Genomic DNA, 21,283 nt, shown 5'->3' with positions numbered 1-21,283 from the left:
GGCTCGCAGACCCGGCTCGCTCCTCGTGCTCACTTGTTGCCCTCCCAGTTCGGGTTCTCCCAGATGACCGTGCCGCCCATGCCGATGCCGATGCACATGGCGGTGAGGCCGTACCGCACCTCGGGGTGCTCGGCGAACTGCCGGGCGAGCTGGGTCATCAGCCGTACGCCGGAGGAGGCCAACGGGTGGCCGATGGCGATCGCGCCGCCCCACTGGTTGACCCGGGGGTCGTCGTCGGCGATGCCGAAGTGGTCGAGGAAGGCGAGCACCTGTACGGCAAACGCCTCGTTCAGCTCGAACAGGCCGATGTCGTCGATGCTCAGTCCGGCGATCCGCAGCGCCTTCTCGGTGGAGGGGATCGGGCCGACGCCCATCACCTCGGGCTCGACGCCGACGAAGCCGTACGAGACCAGCCGCATCGAGATCGGCAGGCCCAGTTCGCGGGCGACGTCCTCGGCGGCCAGCAGGCTGGCGGTGGCCCCGTCGTTGAGGCCGGCGGCGTTACCCGCGGTGACCTTGCCGTGCGGGCGGAACGGGGTCTTGAGGGTGGCCAGCTTCTCCAGCGACGTGTCGCGGGGCGCCTCGTCGACGGTGGCCAGACCCCAGCCGGTCTCCGGGTCGCGGGTCGCGACCGGCACCAGGTCGGGCTGGAACTTGCCGTTGGCGTACGCCTTGGCGGTCTTCTGCTGGGAGGCGAGCGCGTACGCGTCGGTGCGCTCCTTGGTGATGTGCGGGACCCGGTCGTGCAGGTTCTCCGCGGTCGCGCCCATGACCAGCGCGGACGGGTCGACCAGCTTCTCGGCCACGATGCGCGGGTTGGGGTCGACCCCTTCGCCCATCGGGTGGCGGCCCATGTGCTCGACGCCACCGGCGATGGCAACGTCGACCGCGCCCATGGCGATGCTGCTGGCCACGGTGGTGACCGCGGTCATCGCGCCGGCGCACATCCGGTCGATGGAGTAGCCGGGGACCGTCTTGGGCAGGCCGGAGAGCAGGGCGGCGGTACGGCCGAGGGTCAGGCCCTGGTCGCCGATCTGGGTGGTGGCGGCGACGGCCACCTCCTCGACCCGCTCGGGTGGCAGCTGCGGGTTGCGTCGCAGCAGCTCACGGATGCAGCGGATGACAAGGTCGTCGGCGCGGGTGTTGGCATACATGCCACCCGCCTTGCCGAACGGGGTGCGGACGCCGTCCACGAAGACGACATCCCGGACTTCACGGGGCACTGGAGCCTCCTTTTCGACCATAATTCGGCCTCCGCGCCGACAGGCGGCACTACGAGCCGAATGTAGGTCGCCGGCACGGGCGTTCCCTCGAATGCTACTCGTCGGTAACTAGGGGTGGGTAGGCGCGGTATGTGGTCCAGGACACATCGAGTAGGTCTAGCGACATCGTCCGGTCCGGTACGTTGAGCGCGGAACGTCGGAAGCGACCCGGAGGTGGGCGTTGAAGGTACTGGTTGCGGGCGGTGCCGGTTTCATCGGTAGTACGGTGGCCTCGGCCTGCCTGGACGACGGTCTACAGCCGGTGATCCTGGACAACCTGTGCACCGGCCGGATCGAGTTCACCCGGGACCGGATCTTCTACCAGGGAGATATCGCCGACGGGACGCTGATCGACCGGATCTTCACCGAGCATCCCGAGATCTCGGCGGTGGTGCACGCGGCGGCGCTGATCGTGGTGCCGGAGTCGGTGGCCCAGCCACTGCGCTACTACCGGGAGAACGTGGCCAAGTCCGTCGACTTCATCGAGCACGTGTTGCGCAACGGCTGCCAGCGCTACCTGTTCAGCTCCTCCGCCGCGATCTACCAGCCGGGGGACGACTTCTCCGTCGACGAGACCTCCCCGCTCGCGCCGACCAGCCCGTACGCGCACACGAAGGCGATGATGGAGCAGGTGCTCGCCGACACTGCGGGCGCCACCAGGTTGCGGGCCCTTTCGTTGCGCTACTTCAACCCGATCGGGGCCGACCCGCAGCTGCGGACCGGGTTGCAGATCCGCACGCCGAGCCACGTACTCGGAAAGTTGATCACTGCCGTCGAGCAGGACGAGGAGTTCCTGGTCACCGGGGTCGACTGGCCCACGCGGGACGGTTCCGGCATCCGCGACTACATCCACGTCTGGGACCTGGCCCGGGCACACGTCGCGGCGCTGCGGCGGTTCGACGACGTGCTGCCGGTCGGCGGTGACCGGTCCTACGAGGTGATCAACCTCGGCACCGGCAACGGCACCACCGTGCGGGAGTTCGTTGACGCCTTCCAGGCCGTCGCGGACCGGCCGCTGCGGGTACGGGAGACCGTCGCTCGACCTGGGGACTCGGCCGGTTCGTACACCCGCAGCAGCCGGGCGCGGACGCTGCTCGACTGGAAGCCGGAGTACTCCATCGCCGACGGCATCCGGCACTCTCTGGAGTGGTCTGCCCAGCGGGACCGAATCCTGGCCGACCCACAGCCGGCCTGACCAGCAGACCACCGGGCCAGCAGACCGGCCGAACCGCAGCCGGCCTCTGACAGCAGACCGGCCGCCCCTCACTGTTCGGCGGTGCCGCCGCTACGCAGATAGGTCAGCACCGCCAGGACCCGCCGGTTGCTGTCATCGGTCGGCGGCAGGTCGAGCTTGGCCAGGATGTTGCCGACGTGCTTGCCCACCGCCGCCTCGGAGACGACCAACAGACGGGCGATGGCCGCGTTGGAGTGTCCCTCGGCCACCAACGCGAGCACCTCCCGCTCGCGGGCCGACAGTCGGGCCACCGGATCGTTGCGGCGGCGCAGCAACTGGCGTACGACCTGCGGGTCGACCACCGTGCCGCCGTCGACCACCTGACGGAGTGCGGCGACGAACTCCTCGACGTCGACCACCCGGTCCTTCAACAGGTAGCCGACCCGGCGGCCGTCCCCGGAGTCGAGCAGGTCGGCGGCGTAGCCCTGCTGCACGTACTGGCTGAGGGCGACCACCGCCAGCCCCGGATAGGCCCGGCGCAACCACACGGCGGCCCGCAGCCCCTCGTCGGTGTGCTCCGGCGGCATCCGGATGTCCGTCACCACCAGGTCGGGCCGGTGCTCGGCGACGGCGTCCAGGAGGGCGTCGGCGTCGCCGACCGCCGCGACGACCTCGAACCCGAACCGGCTCAGCAGACCGGCCAGCCCCTCCCGCAGAAGCACACCGTCCTCGGCGAGGACTACCCGTACCGGAGTCTGATCTAGCCGCACGGCAGCTCCACACGTATTCGGGTCGGGCCACCGACCGGACTGGACAGCAACATTCTCCCGTCGACCACCGCGACCCGGTCGGCCAGGCCGGTGAGGCCAGTGCCACCTGCCGGATCGGCCCCGCCCCGGCCGTCATCCTCGATCTCAATGATCAACCGGTCGGGCTGCTGCCGTACGGTCACCGCCGCCCGGCTGGCACCACTGTGCTTGGCGACGTTGGTCAACGCCTCGGCGACCACGAAGTAGGCCGTCGCCTCGATGTGGTCCGCTAGCCGTGTGGCCAACTCACTGTCCACCACCACCTCGATCGTGGCCTGGCTGGCGAGTTCCTGTATCGCGGCGGTCAGCCCAAGGTCGGTGAGCACCTGCGGGTGGATGCCGTGGATGAGTTCCCGCAACTCGGCCATGAGCTGTTTGGCCTGCTCGTGGGCGTTGGCCACGGCCTGCGCCGAGGCGGAACCGGGCGGCAGGTCGAGCCGGGCCAGCCCCAGTTGCAGGGTCAGGCTGACGAGTCGCTGCTGGGCCCCATCGTGCAGGTCCCGCTCGATCCGGCGGCGTTCCGCCTCGAAGGCGGCCACCAGTCGGGCCCGGGACCGGGACACCTCGACGAGTTCGGCACGCAGCCGCTCGTCGGAGCCGCCATGCAGCAGGGTCCGCGCCAGCGCGCCATGCACCCCGGCGAGGCCGGTCAGCAGGTAGGGCACCAGCGTGGGGAGCAGCAGCAGGCCGATCAGCGCGTACGGCAGGCTTTCGCCGACAGTGGTGACCTCTCCGAAGCCGAGCGTCACCGCCTCACCGTCGTGGACCAGCAGCGGGCTCACCGTGTACACCCCGAGCAGGAGCACCATCAGCCCGACGACGCCGTACAGCACCGGGACCACGGTGGCCATCAGGCAGAGGTAACCCAGCTCGCGCCAGGTGGCCGCCTCGGTGTAGCGGGTCCGTAGCCACGCCCAGGGGGTGGCCTCTGGCGGTCGGCGGTGTCCGGCGGTGATCGGCCGGTCATCGATCAGGCGCAGCCGCAACCGTTCCAGCGTGGCCAGCGGCATCGCACCGAGCGGACCGATGGTCACGATCAGCCCGGTGCCGAGCAGAGCGAGGAAGAGCAGTTGCCCGAGGGGCTGATCGGCGCGGGTGGTCAACCAGCGCACGAGCACCGCCCAGGGGAGCCCGAAGACGGTCAGCAGGACGATCGCGGTGAGCGCCGAAGGCAGGGTGGTCGACAGGTAGGCCAGCGACCGCCACGGCCACGCGGTGCGCAGGAAGCGTCGTTCGCCGATCGCTGCCAGCGCGGTCTGTGGATGGGAGGTGGTCACTCACAGCACGTTATTGCGTGGGCCCGGCGGCGCTCCATCCCCGTGGGGATAGTCACCGGGTATGCCTGGCCCTACCTCGGTTTGGGGAACTGCTGGTAGTGCCCGCGCCATGCCCCGGCTGGTCTGCTGAACCGGCGATGTTGGGTCAGCGGAAAGGGTGCATCGGTGATGCCGGAGACAACAGTGGGCCGAGGGCGACTGCCCGTTCGAGTGTGGGGGCGTACCGGTCTGCCGGTACGACGCGGGGCAGGTCGGTTGCTGCTGGTGCCCGCCGTCGCGGCAGCCCTGGTCGGGGCGTCCGGTTGCGGTGACCTGGCGGCGCGGGACGAGCAACGGGAGGACACGCAGAGTTTCCCGTTCTCCGGCCCGAAACTGACCATCGAAAACAGCCTCGCCGACCTGCGCCTGGTGGCCGGTGCCAGCGACGGGGTCGAGGTGCAGCGGTCGCTCACCGGCAAGGCCGCCACCGGGAAGAACGCGAACTGGTCGCTGACCGACGGCACGCTGAAGTTGACGATCACCTGTAGCGGCCTGGTCCTGAACTGCGGTGGGCGGCACATCGTCAAGGTGCCGCCCGGGGTCACGGTGGACGTGCGTAGCGATGCGCCGGTGCGGGCCGTGGCCATCCCCGGTGACCTCACGATCAAGGTGACGGACAACTGGATCCGGGTCGAGGACCCGTCCGGCAAGCTGCGGTTGACCGGTTCGGGCGCGAACATCACGGTCACCGGCTCGCGGTCGGCTGAGGTCACCACCCAGGTGACGAATGGCGGCGTCGACCTGTCGTTCGCCGCCGCGCCGACCCGGGTCGAGGCCCGGTCCAGCACCGGGCCCGTCAAGGTCACCCTCCCGGCGGGAGCCGAGACCTATCGCGTCACCACTGCCAGCGACACCGGTACGGCGAAGTCGGACGTGCCCAACGATCCGGCGAGTCCCCGGGTGATCAACGCGATAGCCGAGAACGGCAACGCCACGGTACGGAAAGCCGGATAGGGAGCAGAACGTGCAACTGGAATTGATCGATGTCGTGAAGGTCTATCGAGGGCAGAAGCGGGCCATCGACGGACTGACGTTGCAGATCGGCAGCGGGCTGCTGGGACTGCTGGGCCCCAACGGTGCGGGCAAGTCGTCCCTGCTGCGGATCGCCGCGACGGTGACCCGGCCGAGCAGCGGAAAGATCCTGTTCAACGGCACGGATGTGGTGGCCCGGCCGAACGAGCTACGGCAGACGCTGGGCTTCCTCCCGCAGGACTTCGGTGTCTACCCCCACCTGTCCGCCCGGGAGTTTCTGTCCTATCTGGCCGCGGTCAAGGGACTGTCGGCCCGGTCCGCCCGGATCCGTATCGACGAACTGTTGGAGCTGGTCAACCTGACCGAGGCAGCCAAGCGGCCACTGGGCGGGTACTCCGGCGGCATGCTGCGCCGGGTCGGCATCGCCCAGGCGCTGCTGGCCGACCCTCGGGTGATCATCGTGGACGAGCCGACCGCCGGACTGGACCCGGAGGAGCGGGTACGGTTCCGCAACCTGCTCAGCGACCTGGCGGCGGACCGGATCGTGCTGCTCTCCACGCACATCGTCTCCGACATCGAGTCGGTGGCGAACGACATCGCGATCATGGCGCAGGGGCGGTTGCGGCGACGGGGCACCCCGGAGGAGTTGCTGGCCACGATGACCGGGCAGGTCTGGGAGACGGTGGTCGGCCCGGCCGAGGCAGCCCAGCTCCAGGCACGGTACGTGGTCAGCCGCACGGTACGGACCGCTGCCGGCGTACGGGTCCGACTGCTGTCCAGCGGGCCGCCCACCTCGGACGCGATCGCTGTGCCACCCGACCTGGAGGACGTCTACCTCGGGGTGGTCCCCGGGCCCGGGGCGCGGACCGGCGAGCTGCCGGCGGTGCCCCGATGAGGGCGGGCGTACTCGGCGCACTCGCCCTGGCGGACTTCCGCGAGCGGGTACGCCGGCCGGCGTACCTGGTGACCCTGGTGGCGGCGATCGGCCTGGGCTACCTGGCGGCGCCGGCTGCCGACGGACGCTGGGTGATCCTGAATGCCGGCAACTTCCGGGGCGTCTACGACAGCGCCTACGTCGGTACGGTGACCGCGCTCGCCGGCATGCTCTGGCTCACCCTCGGCGGGTTCTACGTCGTACGCAACGCCGTCGCCCGGGACGAGCAGACCCGGGTCGGCCAACTGCTTGCCGCGACGCCGCTGCGGATGGCCACCTACCTGGCCGGGAAGTGGCTCAGCAACCTGTTGGTGTTCGGCTCGATGCTGCTGGCCCTGGCCGGTACGGCGCTGATGATGCAGTTGATGCGCGGTGAGTCCCGGATCGTCGATCCGGTCGCGTTGCTGTCGCCGTTCGTGTTGATCGCGCTGCCGGTCCTGGCGGTGACCGCTGCGGCAGCGGTGTTCTTCGAGACGGTCCGGCCACTGCGAGGCGGCTTCGGCAACATCGTCTGGTTCTTCGGGTGGCTGGTCTTCGTCTTTGTGGGACAGGGCGCCGATGCCCTCTTCGGTGGGTTCGGCATCGGCGAGATCCGGGAGTCGATGCGGGCCGACATCATCGCCCAGTACGGCGATCGCGCCAACGGCGAGTTCGCCCTGGGACTGATGTATGTGGACCATCCGCTGCGGACGTTCACCTGGTCCGGGCTGGACTTCTCCGCCGCCTTCGTCGGGCAACGGCTCGTGTTCCTCCTGGTCGCGGTGGTGCTGGCGACACTGGGGGCGCTGTGGTTCGGCCGGTTCGACCCGGCCCGGGGTCGGCTGCGGGCCCAGCCCGGTGTCGGTGCCGGGGCGGCCGATGGTAGTGCCGGTGCCGGTGCCGGTGCCGGGCCGGCTGGTGCTCTGGTCGCGCCGACCATGACCGCGGCCCCGAGCCGATCGACGGCCTACGGTGGGCTGCCGCGCGGCGAGGTCCGTACGGGTGCCACCTTCGGTCGATTGGTTCTCGGCGAGCTGCGCATCCTCGCCCGGGGCGGGTCCCGCTGGTGGTGGCTCGGTGTCCTGGCGCTGACCGTCGTCAGCCTCCTGGTGCCGGTCACTGTGGCCGCCACTCCGCTGCTGCTCCTGGTCTGGGTATGGCCGATTCTGGTCTGGTCCCGGCTCGGCACCCAGCGGCCCGAGAACGGGGTCGAGTCGCTGCTCGGGGCGTACCCCCTGATCCACCGCCGGTTCCTCGCGGAATGGGCGGCCGGGGTCGGCTTCACCGCGCTGGTCGGACTCGGGCCGGTGCTGAAGCTGGCGATGGCCGCTGACTGGCCAGGCGTGGCGGCCTGGGTTGGCGGGGCGTTCTTCATCCCGTCCCTTGCGCTGGTGCTGGGCCTGGTCAGCCGGACCAGCCGACTCTTCCAGGCGCTCTACCTTCCGCTGTGGTTCCTCTTGGTCAACGGCGTCGCCGCCGTCGACTACCTCGGCGCGGTACGGGTCGACGGGCAACCGGCCGGACCGTCGCCCCTGCTGGTCGGGGGAGCGGCACTGGTTCTGCTCGCGGCAGGGATCGCCGTCGAGGCGACCCGACAGGCCAGGCGGTGAGCCCCTGGTGGATAGGCACGCCGGTGGCGTCGACCCGATTTCCGGGCCGACGCCACCGGGGCGCACCACCAGCGGTCAGGGCTCGCGCAGGGCGACCGTGAGTTCCTCGACGATCAGGCCGATCTGCCAGTTCCGGGCCCCGTAGCCGCCGAGCGTCTCGGCGACGCTCTCCGGCGTGATCTCCACGGGCGGCAGCCAGGCCAGTCGGCGTACCGAGTCCGGGGTGATCAGGTTTTCCGGGGGCAGGGTGTGCTCGGCGGCGAGCCGGGTCACCACCTCCCGGCACCGGGCCAGCCGGGCCGCCGCCACCGGGTCGCGTTCCGCCCACCGGTGGGGCGGGGGCGGTCCCTCGATCGGTGGGCTGACCGGTAGGGCGGAGTCCGGTAGCCGGCGGGCCTCGTCCAGCGCCTCCAGCCAGGTTCGGGCGAGCCGACGCACCGACCGACCGCCGAACCCGGGCAGGGTGAGCAGGGTGTGCTCGTCCTTCGGATCCAACTCGGCGGCGGCGATGATCGCGGCGTCCGGCAGCACCCGGCCCGGGGCCGAGTCGCGTCGGGCGGCGATCGTGTCCCGGGCGTACCACATCGCCCGGACCCGGGCCTGGGCGCGCGCCCCCCGGACCCGGTGGATGCCGGAGGTACGCCGCCAGGGGTCCGCCCGAGGCCGGGGTGGCTGCGCGCCCCACCGGATCAGCGCGGCGAACTCCTCGGCCGCCCAGCCTTCCTTGCCCTGCCGGGCCAACTCGACAGCGAGCGCGTCCCGCAGGTCGGTGAGCATCTCCACGTCGAGAGCGGCGTAGGTCAACCAGGACTCGGGCAGTGGTCGGCTCGACCAGTCGGCCGCACTGTGGTGCTTCTCCAGGGTGAAACCGAGTAACTGTTCGGTTAGTGCGGCCAACCCGACTCGCTCGAATCCGGCCAGCCGGGCGGCTAGTTCCGTGTCGAAGAGGCGGCGTGGCCGCAACCCCAACTCGGCCAGGCAGGCGAGGTCCTGGCTGGCCGCGTGCAAGACCCACTCGGCCTCGGCGATGGCCTGGTCGAGGGAGCTGAGATCATCCAGCGGCAGCGGGTCGATCAGTGTGGTACCGGCACCGGCCCGCCGGAGTTGGACGAGATAGGCGCGTTGGCTGTAACGGTATCCAGAGGCCCGTTCGGCGTCGATGGCGACAGGACCGGTGCCCGCCGCGAAGCGGGCGACTACTTCGGCCAGTTCGTCCGGGGTCTGGACTGGGGCAGGAGTGCCGTCACGAGGGGCGAGGAGCGGGACGGGCCCGCCAGGCGTTGGGTCGTGCCCCACGGTCTCGGGCTCCGACGCGGAGGCCGGCAGGCTGTGCGGCTCGTTCCCTGCTTGGCGTTGCGCGGCCCGACGGCGCAGGGGTGGTTCGTCGGTCACCTGACAACTCTAGTGCGCGCCGCTGACCCCCTCGTGCAGCCGGGCCGGCGCGTCGAGTGGCGCGCTCGGCGAACGAGCGGTTTACCCCTTGTCCGAACGGTCTATCACCAGCGTCGCGAAGCCGGACATCGGGGAAGACAAAGACACACCGTGCGGGTACGGTGCCTCGTGCTACAGGTCCCTCTGGGCGGGTTGTCCGGTGGTGCGATCGTAGAAACCAATGACTACGGGAGGCGTCCATTCATGACCTCTGGGTACGAGCCGTATGCGGGGCAGCCCGGAACACCGAATCCCGGCCTGCCACATGCATCCGACGGTCCGCCGCCGAGCGGGTCGCGCCCTGCCGTACCGGGACAGCCGCCCGCATCGAGCCAGCCGTCGATGCCGGCGCCGCGCCCCGGTGACGACGTGCATGCCCAGGTCCGGCCGGGCCCGATGCCACCGCGAATGGTGCCGTCCCAGCCGATGACCGCCGGTGCCCCAGGGACCCCGCCGATGACGGGAGTGCCGGGTTACCAACCCGGTGTCACTCCGCCACCGCCACCGGGAGCCGGCTGGCCAGGGCGGCAACCGTCCGCGCCGCCTGTGGGACCGGGCGTTCCACCGCCGTACTCCGGTGCCGCGCCGGCTGTGCCGACAGCGCCGCAGAGTTCTCCGCCCGGTCTGCCAGGCTTTGGCGGGACGACCGGTGTCCCACCGCAGGCCGGTCCGGTGGGCGTCGGGATGTCGGGCGGACCGCCCGCTTTCCCCGCGCCGGCCGGAACCTGGCCCGGCTCGGGGCGCCGTCCCGCGTGGCCCGGGGTGACCGCACTGGTGCTGGTCTTCATTCTGCTGGTGGTGGCCGGTGTGCAGGCCTTCCAGCTCAACCAGCTCTCCGACCAGCTCGACAAGGCCGATCGGAAACAGGCCGAGGCGCAGGCCGGTGACACCCAGCGGCTCGACGGCCTGGAGGGGCGGACCGAGACGCTGGAGAAGCAAGCCGGCAACGTCTTCAACCCGGAGGCGATCGCCGCCGCGGTACTGCCGAGCGTCTTCCGGGTCCGGGCCGGCCAGTTCACCGGCACCGCCTTCGCGGTCGGTAAGCCGACCGCCAGCGGCGGCGCGAACCTTTTCACCAACTTCCACGTTGTCGAGTCGGTGTGGAACAGCGGCGGTCGAGAGGTCTTCCTGGAGCGTACGGACCAGCGTTATCCCGCCACGATCGTGGACGTCGACAAGGAGAACGACGTCGCCCACCTCAGGAGCGACGCCAAGTTCACCGGGCTGGTGACGGCGCAGGCGGCGGTGAAGTCCGGCCAGCAGATCGTCGTGGTCGGTGCCCCGCTCGGCCTGGAAGACAGCGTGACCAGCGGTGTGGTCAGCGCCTCCCGTAAGGACGGCAACAGCTCGGTGATCCAGTTCGACGCGCCGATCAACCCGGGCAACTCCGGTGGTCCGGTGATCAACGGATCGAAGGAGGTGGTCGGCATCGCCACCGCCAAGGCCCGCAACGCCGAGGGCATCGGCCTGGCCGTACCTATCAAGATCGCCTGCGACAAGTTCCGAATCTGCTGATTTACCAGCCGGGCGGGCTTTCCGGCCCGGCACCCCCCAGATCATCGCGGTTGCCGCCTTCACTGGAGGAACAAGATGTCCTACCCACCGCCCGGTTACGGCGGCACCACGCCGCCGGGCAATCCCCCGCAGCCGGGAGTACCCGGCGGGGCCGGGTATCCGACCCCCAACACCGGCTCGGTCTATGGCGCGCCGGCCTCCGGCGCGCCGACCTCGGGGACGCCAGCCCCCACGGCACCGATGCCGGCCTTCCACCAGACCGCCTACCCGCCGGCAGAGAACCCGGGGGTGCCCGCCTCGGGCGGCTACCCCGGGGCAGCCGGTCCGGTTTCCACGCCCCCGTTCGGCGCCGGCCCGGTCTCCAGCCCGCCGGTGCCCAGCCAGCAGGCCTACTCGACGGGTCAAGCCTCGGCACCGCCGTTCGGCCAGCCGATGTCCGGACCACCCGGCCCGCCCACCCCGTACGGCGCCCCGGCTCCGGGCGCGGGCGGTGGAGGCGGGGGCCGGAAGGTCCTCGTCCTGGCGATCGTCGCCGGACTGCTCTTCGTGATCGGTGGCGTCATGACCGGCCTCTTCGTGGCCAAGTCGAGTGAGTTGAGCCGCACCGAGAAGGAGTTGACCGCTCAGGTCGCCGACCGGGACGGCAAGATCACTCTGAACAATGCGGAGATCGAGAAGCTCAAGCAGGATCTGCAGGCCGCCAACGACAAGGTCAAGAGCGTCGAGCAGGACCTGACCGGCACCAAGAACGACCGGGACGAGCAGGCCCGGCAGAAGAAGGTCATCGGTGACTGCCTGAACAAGCTCACCGCCGCCCTCAGTGCGGCGGCGGCCAACAACAAGGCCGCCTACGACCAGGCGATGAAGGGCCTCAACACGATCTGCAACGAAGCGGAGAAGTACCTCTAGTCGAGTCCGATCGTACCGATACCGTTCGTACCGAGGGCCGTCCCGCTTCCGCGGGGCGGCCCTCGCCGGTTGTGGTGCCCTGCGTGCGTCAGGCACGCACCGGTTGTGATGCCCCGCCTCCGTCGGACGCGCGCCGATTGTTGTCCCGGTCGCGTCCGCGTCAGCGGGTGCCGATGGAGCGCGTCTCGGGTAGTGGGGTGATCCCGGGTGGCGGCAGGCCGGCCGTGGAGGCCAGCAGTGCGCACCAGGCCAGCAGATGACCGCCGAGGTCCTCATCCAATGGCGTCCAGGATGCCCGGATCTCGATGTCGCCGGCCGGAGGTGGCCCGGCCAGATCGCCGAACCGCGTCGACATCGTCTGGGTGACCGTGCCGCCGACCGCCCGGTAGCTGGCGTCCTGCGCGTCGAGCGCGTCGGTCAACCAGGCCCAGCCCACCGTTGGGAGCAGGGGATCAGCAGCCAGGTCGACCTCAAGGTCGGCGGTCACATAGGTGACCATCCGCAGGAAACCCTGCCAACCCTCGTGGCCCGCCGGGTCGTGCAGCAGGATGAGCCGGCCGGTGGCCACCTCCTCGCCGTCGCGCAGGACCGTCGCGCTGAGCGCGAAGGCGTACGGCGCCAGTCGTTTCGGAGCACCCACCTCTTCGAGCACGATCTCCGGGCGGGGTGCCACGCTCCGCAACCCGGCCACCGCACGGGCGAAGGTCTCGGGAAGTACGGTCGGGGGCACCATGTTCGCAGCCTAAGCCGACTGTCGGCGAGGTGGTGGATCGCCGCGCCGGCCGACCCGCGCCATAACCGTCGCCACGGGTGCCACAACGGTCGGACGGGCGTCACAAAAGCCGGCGGTGCCCGTCGCGCCGATCTGATCACGTGGCACGATGACGGCGATGACCAACATGTTTACCGGCCCGGTCGCGCAGGGCGAAGAACCGTCACCGGGCGGACCTTCCGATTCACCGTTCGTGCGGGCCTGCCGGCGCGAGCCGGTGCCCCACACACCTGTCTGGTTCATGCGGCAGGCCGGCCGGTCGTTGCCGGAATACCGCGAGATCCGTGCCGGTATCCCGATGTTGGAGTCGTGCCGCCGTCCGGATCTGGTGTGTGAGATCACCATGCAGCCGGTACGCCGACACGGCGTGGACGCGGCCATCCTGTTCAGCGACATCGTCGTACCGGTGGCGGCGGCCGGGATCGACCTGGACATCGTGCCCGGAACCGGACCGGTGGTGGCCGAACCGGTACGTACCGCCGCCGATGTGGAACGGATCCGGCCGATCACGCTTGCCGACGTCTCCTTTGTGGACGAGGCGGTCCGGCTGCTCGTCGCAGAACTCGGGGACACCCCGCTGATCGGTTTCGCCGGTGCGCCGTTCACCCTGGCGAGCTACCTGGTCGAGGGCGGCCCCTCGCGTACCCACGCCAAGACCAAGGCGCTGATGTACGGCGCACCCGAGGTGTGGCACGCCCTCTGCGGCCGCCTGGCCGAGGTCACCGCCGAGTTCCTCCGGGTGCAGATCCGGGCCGGTGTCTCCGCGGTGCAACTCTTCGACTCCTGGGCCGGCACCCTCTCCGAGGCCGACTACCGCCGCTACGTGCTGCCACACTCCACTGCCGTGCTGACCGGACTGGCCGACACCGGGGTGCCCCGCATCCACTTCGGGGTCGGTACCGCCGAGCTGCTCGGGGCGATGGGAGAAGCCGGCGCGGACGTGGTCGGCGTCGACTGGCGTACGCCGTTGGACGCGGCCACCGTACGGATCGGGCCGGACAAGGCGGTGCAGGGCAACCTGGACCCGTGCCTGCTGTTCGCACCCTGGCCGGTGATCGAGGCCGAGGTACGGCGCATCCTGATCGAAGGACAGGTCGCTCCCGGTCACGTGTTCAACCTCGGACACGGGGTACTCCCCGAGACCGACCCCGAGGTACTGACCCGGGTGGTCGACCTGGTGCACCGCGTCTCCGCACGAGGATGACCCATAACGCCGCTGGTCAGCCCCGCTGATCAGCGGGCGCCGGTCAGCCCCGCTGGCAAGGGCCATTGGTCCCGGGCCGCGAATGTCACAACCGTGTGCCCGGGTGCGGAGCCGGACATCGGACCTGACAGGCTGGGAAGCATGCGGACACCGTCCAGGATCGCTGTAGTGGGTGGCGGTATCACCGGGTTGACCGCCGCGCTTCGGCTGCGCGACCGCGCGCCCGCCGGCACCCAGATCACCATCTACGAGCAGTCCGGTGCGCTCGGCGGCAAGCTGCGCACCGGTTCGTTGGCCGGTTCACCGGTCGAAACCGGCGCCGAGGCGTTCCTGATGCGGGACCCGACCGGCGCGGACTCCGCGGTGCTCACCCTGGCCCGTCGACTCGGGTTGGCGGATTCGCTGGTGCACCCGACGACCGGGCAGGCGGGACTGCTCATCGGCGGGGAGCTGAAGCCCGTACCCGGGGGCACCCTGGTCGGCGTACCCGGGGATCTGGCGAAGGTGGCCACGGTCGCCCAGCCGGCGGCGGACCGGGACCTCGACGAGGGCCGGCCGTTGCTCGGCCCGGACGAGGACCTGTCGGTCGGTGAGCTGGTCCGGCGGCGGCTGGGCGACGAGGTGGTCGACCGGCTGGTCGACCCGATGCTGGGCGGGGTGTACGCCGGGCGGGCCGACAGCCTGTCGCTGACCGCGACCATGCCCGGCCTGGCCCGCGCCGCGCGCACCGAACACACCCTGACCGGGGCGGTACGGGCGGCGCAGGCCGCCGCCCCCCGTCCCACCGGCGCTCCGGTCTTCGCCACCGTGGCCGGTGGCCTGAGTCGGCTGGTCGCCGCCGCCGTCGACGCGTTCGAGGCGCGGGACACCGGCGACGGGGTCGACACGCGGATCCGGCTGGACGCGGCGGTACGTGAACTCACCCCCACCCCGGATGGCGGCTGGCAGCTGGTGGTCGGCCCGACCCGCGACCCGGAGCTGGTCGAGGTCGACGCGGTGGTGCTCGCCCTGCCGGCCCGCCCGGCCGGGCGACTGCTCGCCGGGGTCGACGTTCGGGTGGCAGCCCTGGTCGGGGCGCTCGACTACGCCAGCGTCGGGTTGGTCGCCATGGCCCTGCCGGCGACGCCGCTGCCGGAGCTCTCCGGCTTTCTGGTGCCAGCCACCGAGGGCACCCTGATCAAGGCGGCCACCTTCTTCACCACCAAGTGGGCGCACCTGAGTCGGCCGGACGGCATGGTTTTGGTCCGCGCCTCGATCGGCCGGTACGGCGAGGAGCACCTGCTGCAACGCGCCGACGACGAGCTGATCGCCGAGGTGCACGCGGAACTGTCGACGATCGTTGCCCGAGCGCTGGGCTCGGCCGGGTCGTCGGGGGGCGGGGCGGGACTGCCCGCGCCGGTCGCCGCTCACGTGCAACGGTGGGGCGGCGCGTTGCCGCAGTACACTCCGGGCCACCCGGACCGGGTGGCCGCCGCCCGGGCCACCCTGCGGGCGGATCACCCCACGCTCACCCTGGCCGGTGCCGGCTACGACGGGGTGGGCATCCCGATCTGCGTACGCTCCGGCGAGACAGCGGCCGACGAGATCATCAAAGCCCTGGAAGGATGAGATCAATCATGACTGCGGAACAGTCCAACGCAGCCCGGCTGCGCGAGTTGAACGACACCATCCGCTACACGATGTGGTCGGTGTTCCGGGCCAGCCAGCCGCTGCCCGCACTGCGCGACGGTGTCGCCTCCGAGGTAGACGCCCTCTTCGAGCAGTTGGCCAGCAAGGACGTGGTAGTGCGCGGCACCTACGACGTGTCCGGGCTGCGGGCCGACGCGGATCTGATGATCTGGTGGCACTCGCCCTCCAGCGACGCCCTCCAGGAGGCGTACGGCCTGCTGCGCCGTACCGCACTGGGCCGGGCGCTGACCCCGGTCTGGTCGCAGATGGCGCTGCACCGGCCGGCCGAGTTCAACAAGAGCCACATTCCGGCGTTTCTGGCCGGTGAGCAGGCCCGCGACTACCTCTGCGTCTACCCGTTCGTCCGCTCCTACGAGTGGTACCTGCTGCCGGACGAGGAGCGTCGGGACATGCTGGCCGAGCACGGCCGGCAGGCTCGGGGCTACGCCGACGTACGGGCCAACACGGTTGCCTCGTTCGCGCTCGGCGACTACGAGTGGATGCTCGCCTTCGAGGCCGACGAGCTGCACCGGATCGTGGACCTGATGCGCGACCTACGTGCCTCCCGGGCCCGTCGGCACGTCCGCGAGGAGACCCCGTTCTACACCGGCCGCCGCCGTTCGGTCGCCGAGCTGGTCGCCGCGCTGCCCTAGCTTTTGCTTGTTAGGAAGGGCCCCTTCTTATCGCTTTTTGTATAAGAAGGGGCCCTTCCTAACACCCGGAGCGGGCGGTTCGGCCGCCGTCCGGTTTCGGCGTTCATAGAGCGCGATCGCGGCTGCGACGGAGACGTTGAGCGATTCGACGTCAGGGCTCGTCGGCACGTGGTACCGGCGCGCCGCGCTCTTCTCCAGGCTCTCCGAGGCACCCCGGCGCTCGCTGCCCAGCAACAGGGCCAGGCGTCGGCCGATGCGGCCCGCCGTACTGAGGGGCGCGGATGCGTGGGGGCTGAGGCTCACCAGCGGGATGTCCTGCCGGTGCAGGTAGCTCTGCAACTGCTGCCGGGTGGCGAGGATGACGGGCAGCGCGAAGACCATTCCCCGACTGGCGCGGATCAGCCTGCGGTCGACGGTCGAGGTGAGACCGCTGTCGACGAGTACGACCCCGGCCGCGTCGAACGCGCACGCCGTACGGGTCACGGCGCCGATGTTGCCCATCAGTCGTACCCCGTCGAGCACCACGATGTCGCCGGGACGGTCCGTCAGGTCCGACAGTTCCGGCAGGGCTGGCCGGTAAGCGAGGGCGAAGACACGTGATCGTTTGTCGGCACCGAAGAGCGCCCGTGCCACGTCGTCGGTGAGCACCTGGCACGGGACTCCGGCGGGGATCGCGGTGAGGAGTGCTCCACCCATGGCTGCCTGACCCATCGTGCGGTAGACGCTGTCGAGGCGTACCCCGCATCGGATGGCCTGTTTGATGTTCTCCTCGTCGTCGATCAGGAAGATTCGCTGGTTTCCCCCGGAGGCCCGGAGGACGTCAGCGACCCGGCGGGCTACCCGATGGCGTGCCTCGTCGATGACCGTGCCGTCGATTGCTGCGCTTTCGATGACCGAGCCGGAGGGAGTCGCGTGCTGCCTCATCGGCGGTCGCCTTGGATGCGTCGTCTCCGTCATGGCACCCAGGCTTCGCCATGACGCGACGTGAGAGTCAAGCCGATGGACCTTGACGCGACGTGAGGACTTAAGTTCCCGGCATGGTGGTTTCCTCCTCATCGGAATCGCGCCTCCGGCGAGACCGGAGGATCCGGCTGCCCCCGTGGGAATCGGTCGCTACCGTCGTCCGGCTGGCGGCCTTGGCCGGTGTCGGCATCGACCGCCAGCCGGATTTTGCGACGACCTATCTACGGGCAGAGGCGTCGTACGGGACTATTCCCAGGTTGCCGTCTCCGGGTCGACGCCGTGGCTGCGGGCGTTGGCCCCGATCACCTCACGCAGCCAGACCGCCAGGCCCGGCTCGATCTTTTCGTAGAACGCGGTGAAGCGCGGGTCCTCGACGTACATCCTGGTCAGGCACACCTGCATCGAGTGCGTGCAGTCGTAGGACTGGCTGATCATGGCGCGGTGCCGTTCGGCCAGCGCGTTGGCCTCGGCCGATCCGGCCTGAACGCCAGCGCGCTTGGCAGCGCCCAGGTCGGCGTTGAGCGTTTCGCCGGCTGCCCGGGCCTGCTCGCGTTCCTCCCGGGACATTGCCGCCATACGTTGTTGCGACTGCGCCCACTGGGGGCTGTTGCCCCACCGTTCCTCGGCCTCCTGGGCCCATTCGGGGCGCCAGTCGGTTCCGAAGATCTCGCTCTGCTGCTCCGGGGTAAGTGGTGTGCCCATCTGCTTCGCCTCCAACATGCGATCGACTGCCGAGACCATCTCGCGCAGGTGGGAGATCCGGCCGCTGAGCAGTGCGCGCTGCCGACGCAGGTGTGCGACCTCGTCGACCTCGGGGTCGTCGAGCAACCGGGCGACCTCGGCCAGATGCAGCCCCAGTTCGCGGTAGACGAGCACCCGGTGGATCCGGCTGATATCGCTGCCGGAGTACACCCGGTAGTCCGCGCGGGTACGTCCGCTGGGGCGTACCAGGCCGATCTCGTCCCAGTGGTGCAGCGTCCGTACGCTCACCCCGACCAGCGCCGCGACCTGCCCGACGGTCAGGTCTGCCGGTACGTCGGCGCCAGCGTCGGCCGCCCGGCGGAACGGGCCGGGGTTGCGGTGTCGGAACGGTGTGGTCACTGTTCCAGGATCTCTCACCTGTCCGAGGATCGAGCCTCACGTCGCGTCAGGGTCAACTCCGATTCGTCAGCATCAAGCCCGGCCGGAGTCACGCAGGCCGAAAACGCGCCGTTGCTGGCCCCTCCCAAACCGCGCGATAGCCACTAACATTCCGCGCGACGAACTGGTCACCGACCGTGTTTTGGCCTGCTTGACGGCCTGATATCGGCGGTGAACCCCATCCTGCAACGTCCCCACGTTGCGCGATGTAACACGGAGGATCGCGTCATGAAACAGACGGCCTCGGGCATGCCGAGAAGGCAACTCGGTCGCTATCTCCAGCGACTGCGGGACGAGGGCAATCTGTCACTCAACACGGTCAGCGACGCCCTGGACTGCACCCGGCAGAAGATCTGGCGGATCGAACAGGGCCTCGGCACGGTACGCCCGCTCGACGTACAGACGCTCTGCGATCTCTACAACGCGCCGCCGCCGCTGACCGCCATGCTCATCGACCTGGCCCGGCAGGGCACGGCCAAGGGCTGGTGGCAGGCGTACGACGACATCATGCCGGAGTGGTTCGAGCCGTACGTGGTGATGGAGTCCGAGGCGGCCCGAATCCGTTTCTACGACGGTGAGCTGGTGCACGGGCTGCTCCAGACACCGGCCTACATGGCCGAGGTGATCCGGATCGGCCGACCGGAGCTGACCGACGAGAAACGGGAGCGCCGGATGCGGTTGCGCCAGCGGCGGCAGCGGTTGCTGCGCCGGCGGGGGCTGACCGCGCCGAGCCTTGAGTTCGTCCTCAGCGAGGCGGTGCTGCGTCGGCCGCTCGCCGACCACGTGGCGATGGTGGAGCAGTTGCGGCACCTGCTCCGCCTCAGCGAGCAGGAGAACATCAGCATCCGGGTGTTGCCGCTCTGGGCTGGTCCGCACGCCGCCTCGGTCGCCGGCACCTTCGCCCTGCTGGACTTTCCCGAGCCGAGGATGCACGAGCGGGAGCCGAGCGTCGTCTATCAGGAGGGGCCGACCGGTGCGCTCTATCTGGACCGTCCCCAGGAGCTGGAGTGCTACGAGGCCATCTGGTCGGGGATAGCGGCGGTCGCGTTGGACGAGAAAGAATCCCGTCAACTGATCGCATCGTTCTCAGGGGAGGCACGATGACCAAAGGCATGACGACCAAGGGCAAGATGACCACGCCGACCGAGCTGACCGGCGCAGTCTGGCGCAAGAGCAGCCGCAGCGGGGCCGACGGTAGCTGCGTAGAGGTGGCGGAAAACCTGCCCGGCCTGGTCGCCGTACGGGACAGCAAGGACCCGGCGGGTCCGGCGCTCGCCTTCGCCCCGACCCACTGGGCCCGGTTCGTGGCGGGTGTCCGGGCCACCGCGCTCGCCTGACCTACCACAGTTGTTCGTCGTTCTGGTCGGGTGCGTGGCCGGATGCCCGGTCGGGTGCGTGGCCGGATATCCGGAGCGCACCCGACCAGGACGACGGGTGGGTTGCTAGCCCTGGAGGAAGGCCGCGTTCCAGCCGGCCAGCTCGGCCGGACGGTTGGTGACGATCCCGTCGACACCGAGCTGTTCGAGCTGCTGCCAGGAGCCGGCCGTGTCGACCGTCCAGACCATCATCGCGACGCCGGCCCGGTGCAGGTCGGCGATGATTGCCGGCTTGGTGAGCAGCGCGGCGTTCGACGGGTTGTACGCGGCGAGGCCGAGTTCCGTGGCGGTGGCCACCGGGTCGGCGTCGAGGGTGCTGCGGATCAACCCGAGCGGCAGCTCCGGGGCCAGTTCACGGGCGTAGCGCAGGGCGTCAACGTCGAAGCTCTGCACCAGCACCCGCTCGGTCATGCTCTGCTGGCGGATCACCGAGACGATCTGCGACACCTCGGCCTTGGTGTGCCCACTCTTGATCTCCAGGAACATGTTGCCGCCCCGGTCGCGCAGGTCAGCTAACTGTTCGGCCAGGGTGGGCAGCCGTACTCCGGCGTAGTACGGCGCGAACCAGCTGCCCGCGTCCAGCGCCTTGAGCTGGGTGCTGGTCAGCGTACGAATCGCGCCCGTGCCGTTGGTGGTCCGGTCCACAGTGCTGTCGTGCAGGATGAACGGGACGCCGTCCTTGCTGGGCTGCACGTCCGTCTCGATCCAGTTGGCACCGCCCCGCCGGGCGACGTCCTGCGCGATCAGGGTGTTCTCCGGGGCGGCCGAGGACGCGCCACGGTGGGCGATCACCGTCAACGGGCTGTCCGGCGTACGGATGAAGCTGTTCGGTGCGAGTTCGGTGACCCGTACGTTGTCGAACGAGACGGTGGCACCGTTGACGAAGAACGCCTGTCCGCCGCTGCCGGAGCGGCGCAGGCTGCTGGTGCGCAGTGCCTCCCGACCGTTGTAGATCCAGCGGGCCTGGCTGCCGTGTACCTCGATGCTGACCTGTACGTCCCGGCCGGTGCCCGCAGCGCTCGGTGCGGCACCGGTGTTGGTTACGTTCCAGGCGTTGGCGGTGGTGCGCTCACCGAATTCGAGGCCGTTGGCGGCGGTGGTGCCGCTGCGCATGGTGGCGATCCACCACGGGGTGCTTCCGTTGGCCGGTACGTCCATGCCGACCGAGGTCCACCGGGTGCTGGAGACGACCGACTCGAAGCGGACGGTGGCGTCGACGCGGAAGTGCTCCAGGTACGTGCCGAAGGTGATTTTGAAGTTGTCGCCGGAGGCAGGGGAGGTGCCGACCAGGCGACCGTTCTGGACCTTCCAGGTGCCGTCGATGATCCGCCAACCCGTCGGGATGCTGCCCGAATCGAAGTTCTCCGAGACGTGCACCTTGCCCGGCTCGGCGGACGCCGGAGCGGGGGCGGCGACGGAGGCGGTGACGGTGGCGGCCGAGGCGGCGAGCACCGTGAGGGCGAGGGACGCTCGGAGCGATCGGCTCCGAGGCCGCGAACGCGTACTCGGAGCCGTACCCCGACCAGTTGCCAAAACGTAGAAGTTCTTCATGAATTGGCATGCTAGGCGATATTCACGAAGATAAGACTATGTTTC

Annotated in this window: 19 protein-coding genes; 11 read left to right on the top strand and 8 right to left on the bottom strand. The window is 70.0% G+C overall.

Going from position 1 to position 21,283, the window contains the following annotated elements; translation table 11 throughout:
• Window positions 1-29 precede the first annotated feature (29 nt).
• Window positions 30-1,223: a thiolase family protein gene (locus ACWDV4_RS11430; protein WP_449976946.1), complete on the bottom strand. Its 1,194-nt coding sequence runs from the start codon at window positions 1,221-1,223 to the stop codon at window positions 30-32.
• 220 nt (window positions 1,224-1,443) lie between these two features.
• On the opposite strand from ACWDV4_RS11430, the gene galE reads away from it, so the two are divergent.
• Window positions 1,444-2,457, top strand: coding sequence for a UDP-glucose 4-epimerase GalE (gene galE / locus ACWDV4_RS11425; RefSeq protein WP_449976944.1), 1,014 nt, complete (start codon window positions 1,444-1,446; stop codon window positions 2,455-2,457).
• Window positions 2,458-2,525: 68 nt separating this feature from the next.
• On the opposite strand, the gene ACWDV4_RS11420 is transcribed toward galE, so the two are convergent.
• Together ACWDV4_RS11420 and ACWDV4_RS11415 are read right to left on the bottom strand one after the other, a co-directional pair.
• Complete coding sequence (locus tag ACWDV4_RS11420) at window positions 2,526-3,206, bottom strand: response regulator transcription factor (protein WP_449976941.1); 681 nt, start codon at window positions 3,204-3,206, stop codon at window positions 2,526-2,528.
• Entirely contained in the window at window positions 3,197-4,522 is a 1,326-nt protein-coding gene (locus tag ACWDV4_RS11415) for a sensor histidine kinase (protein ID WP_449976939.1), read from the bottom strand. The genes ACWDV4_RS11420 and ACWDV4_RS11415 overlap by 10 nt, the downstream gene beginning before the upstream one ends.
• A gap of 168 nt (window positions 4,523-4,690) precedes the next feature.
• Between ACWDV4_RS11415 and ACWDV4_RS11410 the strand changes: the two genes are divergently transcribed.
• The 3 genes from ACWDV4_RS11410 to ACWDV4_RS11400 are packed head-to-tail and all read left to right on the top strand — an operon-like array spanning window position 4,691 to window position 8,056.
• Complete coding sequence (locus ACWDV4_RS11410) at window positions 4,691-5,515, top strand: hypothetical protein (protein ID WP_449976937.1); 825 nt, start codon at window positions 4,691-4,693, stop codon at window positions 5,513-5,515.
• A 10-nt stretch (window positions 5,516-5,525) separates the two neighbouring features.
• Entirely contained in the window at window positions 5,526-6,428 is a 903-nt protein-coding gene (locus ACWDV4_RS11405; RefSeq protein WP_449976934.1) for an ATP-binding cassette domain-containing protein, read from the top strand.
• Window positions 6,425-8,056: a hypothetical protein gene (locus ACWDV4_RS11400; RefSeq protein ID WP_449976932.1), complete on the top strand. Its 1,632-nt coding sequence runs from the start codon at window positions 6,425-6,427 to the stop codon at window positions 8,054-8,056. The genes ACWDV4_RS11405 and ACWDV4_RS11400 overlap by 4 nt, the downstream gene beginning before the upstream one ends.
• Window positions 8,057-8,131: 75 nt before the next feature.
• Here the strand turns inward: ACWDV4_RS11400 and ACWDV4_RS11395 are convergent, their stop codons facing one another.
• Window positions 8,132-9,448, bottom strand: coding sequence for a ribonuclease D (locus ACWDV4_RS11395; protein WP_449976931.1), 1,317 nt, complete (start codon window positions 9,446-9,448; stop codon window positions 8,132-8,134).
• A gap of 801 nt (window positions 9,449-10,249) precedes the next feature.
• On the opposite strand from ACWDV4_RS11395, the gene ACWDV4_RS11390 reads away from it, so the two are divergent.
• Entirely contained in the window at window positions 10,250-11,002 is a 753-nt protein-coding gene (locus ACWDV4_RS11390) for a S1C family serine protease (protein WP_449976929.1), read from the top strand.
• 75 nt (window positions 11,003-11,077) lie between these two features.
• Window positions 11,078-11,911: a hypothetical protein gene (locus tag ACWDV4_RS11385; protein WP_449976927.1), complete on the top strand. Its 834-nt coding sequence runs from the start codon at window positions 11,078-11,080 to the stop codon at window positions 11,909-11,911.
• A gap of 160 nt (window positions 11,912-12,071) precedes the next feature.
• On the opposite strand, the gene ACWDV4_RS11380 is transcribed toward ACWDV4_RS11385, so the two are convergent.
• Window positions 12,072-12,644 (bottom strand): DUF3000 domain-containing protein, encoded by a 573-nt coding sequence (locus ACWDV4_RS11380; protein WP_449976924.1) that lies wholly within the window; start codon window positions 12,642-12,644, stop codon window positions 12,072-12,074.
• Window positions 12,645-12,810: 166 nt separating this feature from the next.
• Between ACWDV4_RS11380 and hemE the strand changes: the two genes are divergently transcribed.
• From hemE to hemQ, 3 genes are all read left to right on the top strand, one after another.
• Window positions 12,811-13,887 carry a uroporphyrinogen decarboxylase gene (gene hemE / locus ACWDV4_RS11375; RefSeq protein ID WP_449977204.1) on the top strand — a complete coding sequence of 359 codons (1,077 nt, stop codon included), beginning with the start codon at window positions 12,811-12,813 and terminating at the stop codon, window positions 13,885-13,887.
• Window positions 13,888-14,028: 141 nt separating this feature from the next.
• A complete protein-coding gene (hemG, locus tag ACWDV4_RS11370; RefSeq protein WP_449976922.1) occupies window positions 14,029-15,495 on the top strand; it encodes a protoporphyrinogen oxidase in 1,467 nt (488 codons plus the stop codon).
• Between the two features lie 8 nt (window positions 15,496-15,503).
• Window positions 15,504-16,208 (top strand): hydrogen peroxide-dependent heme synthase, encoded by a 705-nt coding sequence (hemQ, locus tag ACWDV4_RS11365; RefSeq protein ID WP_449976920.1) that lies wholly within the window; start codon window positions 15,504-15,506, stop codon window positions 16,206-16,208.
• 27 nt (window positions 16,209-16,235) lie between these two features.
• Here hemQ and ACWDV4_RS11360 read toward each other — a convergent pair whose 3' ends face one another.
• The gene (locus ACWDV4_RS11360; RefSeq protein ID WP_449976917.1) at window positions 16,236-17,132 is read right to left on the bottom strand and encodes a TrmH family RNA methyltransferase; all 897 of its coding nucleotides are present in this window, start codon (window positions 17,130-17,132) and stop codon (window positions 16,236-16,238) included.
• Window positions 17,133-17,417: 285 nt separating this feature from the next.
• On the bottom strand, window positions 17,418-18,272 hold the full coding sequence (locus ACWDV4_RS11355; RefSeq protein ID WP_449976914.1) for a MerR family transcriptional regulator: 855 nt from the start codon (window positions 18,270-18,272) through the stop codon (window positions 17,418-17,420).
• A gap of 267 nt (window positions 18,273-18,539) precedes the next feature.
• Between ACWDV4_RS11355 and ACWDV4_RS11350 the strand changes: the two genes are divergently transcribed.
• Both ACWDV4_RS11350 and ACWDV4_RS11345 read left to right on the top strand, forming a co-directional pair.
• Entirely contained in the window at window positions 18,540-19,415 is an 876-nt protein-coding gene (locus tag ACWDV4_RS11350; RefSeq protein WP_449976913.1) for a helix-turn-helix domain-containing protein, read from the top strand.
• The gene (locus ACWDV4_RS11345; RefSeq protein ID WP_449976911.1) at window positions 19,412-19,648 is read left to right on the top strand and encodes a DUF397 domain-containing protein; all 237 of its coding nucleotides are present in this window, start codon (window positions 19,412-19,414) and stop codon (window positions 19,646-19,648) included. The genes ACWDV4_RS11350 and ACWDV4_RS11345 overlap by 4 nt, the downstream gene beginning before the upstream one ends.
• Before the next feature lie 105 nt (window positions 19,649-19,753).
• Here ACWDV4_RS11345 and ACWDV4_RS11340 read toward each other — a convergent pair whose 3' ends face one another.
• Window positions 19,754-21,238, bottom strand: a complete 1,485-nt coding sequence (locus ACWDV4_RS11340; RefSeq protein ID WP_449976908.1) for a glycerophosphodiester phosphodiesterase — start codon at window positions 21,236-21,238, stop codon at window positions 19,754-19,756.
• Window positions 21,239-21,283: the final 45 nt, after the last annotated feature.

The sequence above is a fragment of the Micromonospora sp. NPDC003197 genome, assembly GCF_053590565.1.
This window is presented reverse-complemented; position numbering and strand designations above follow the sequence as displayed.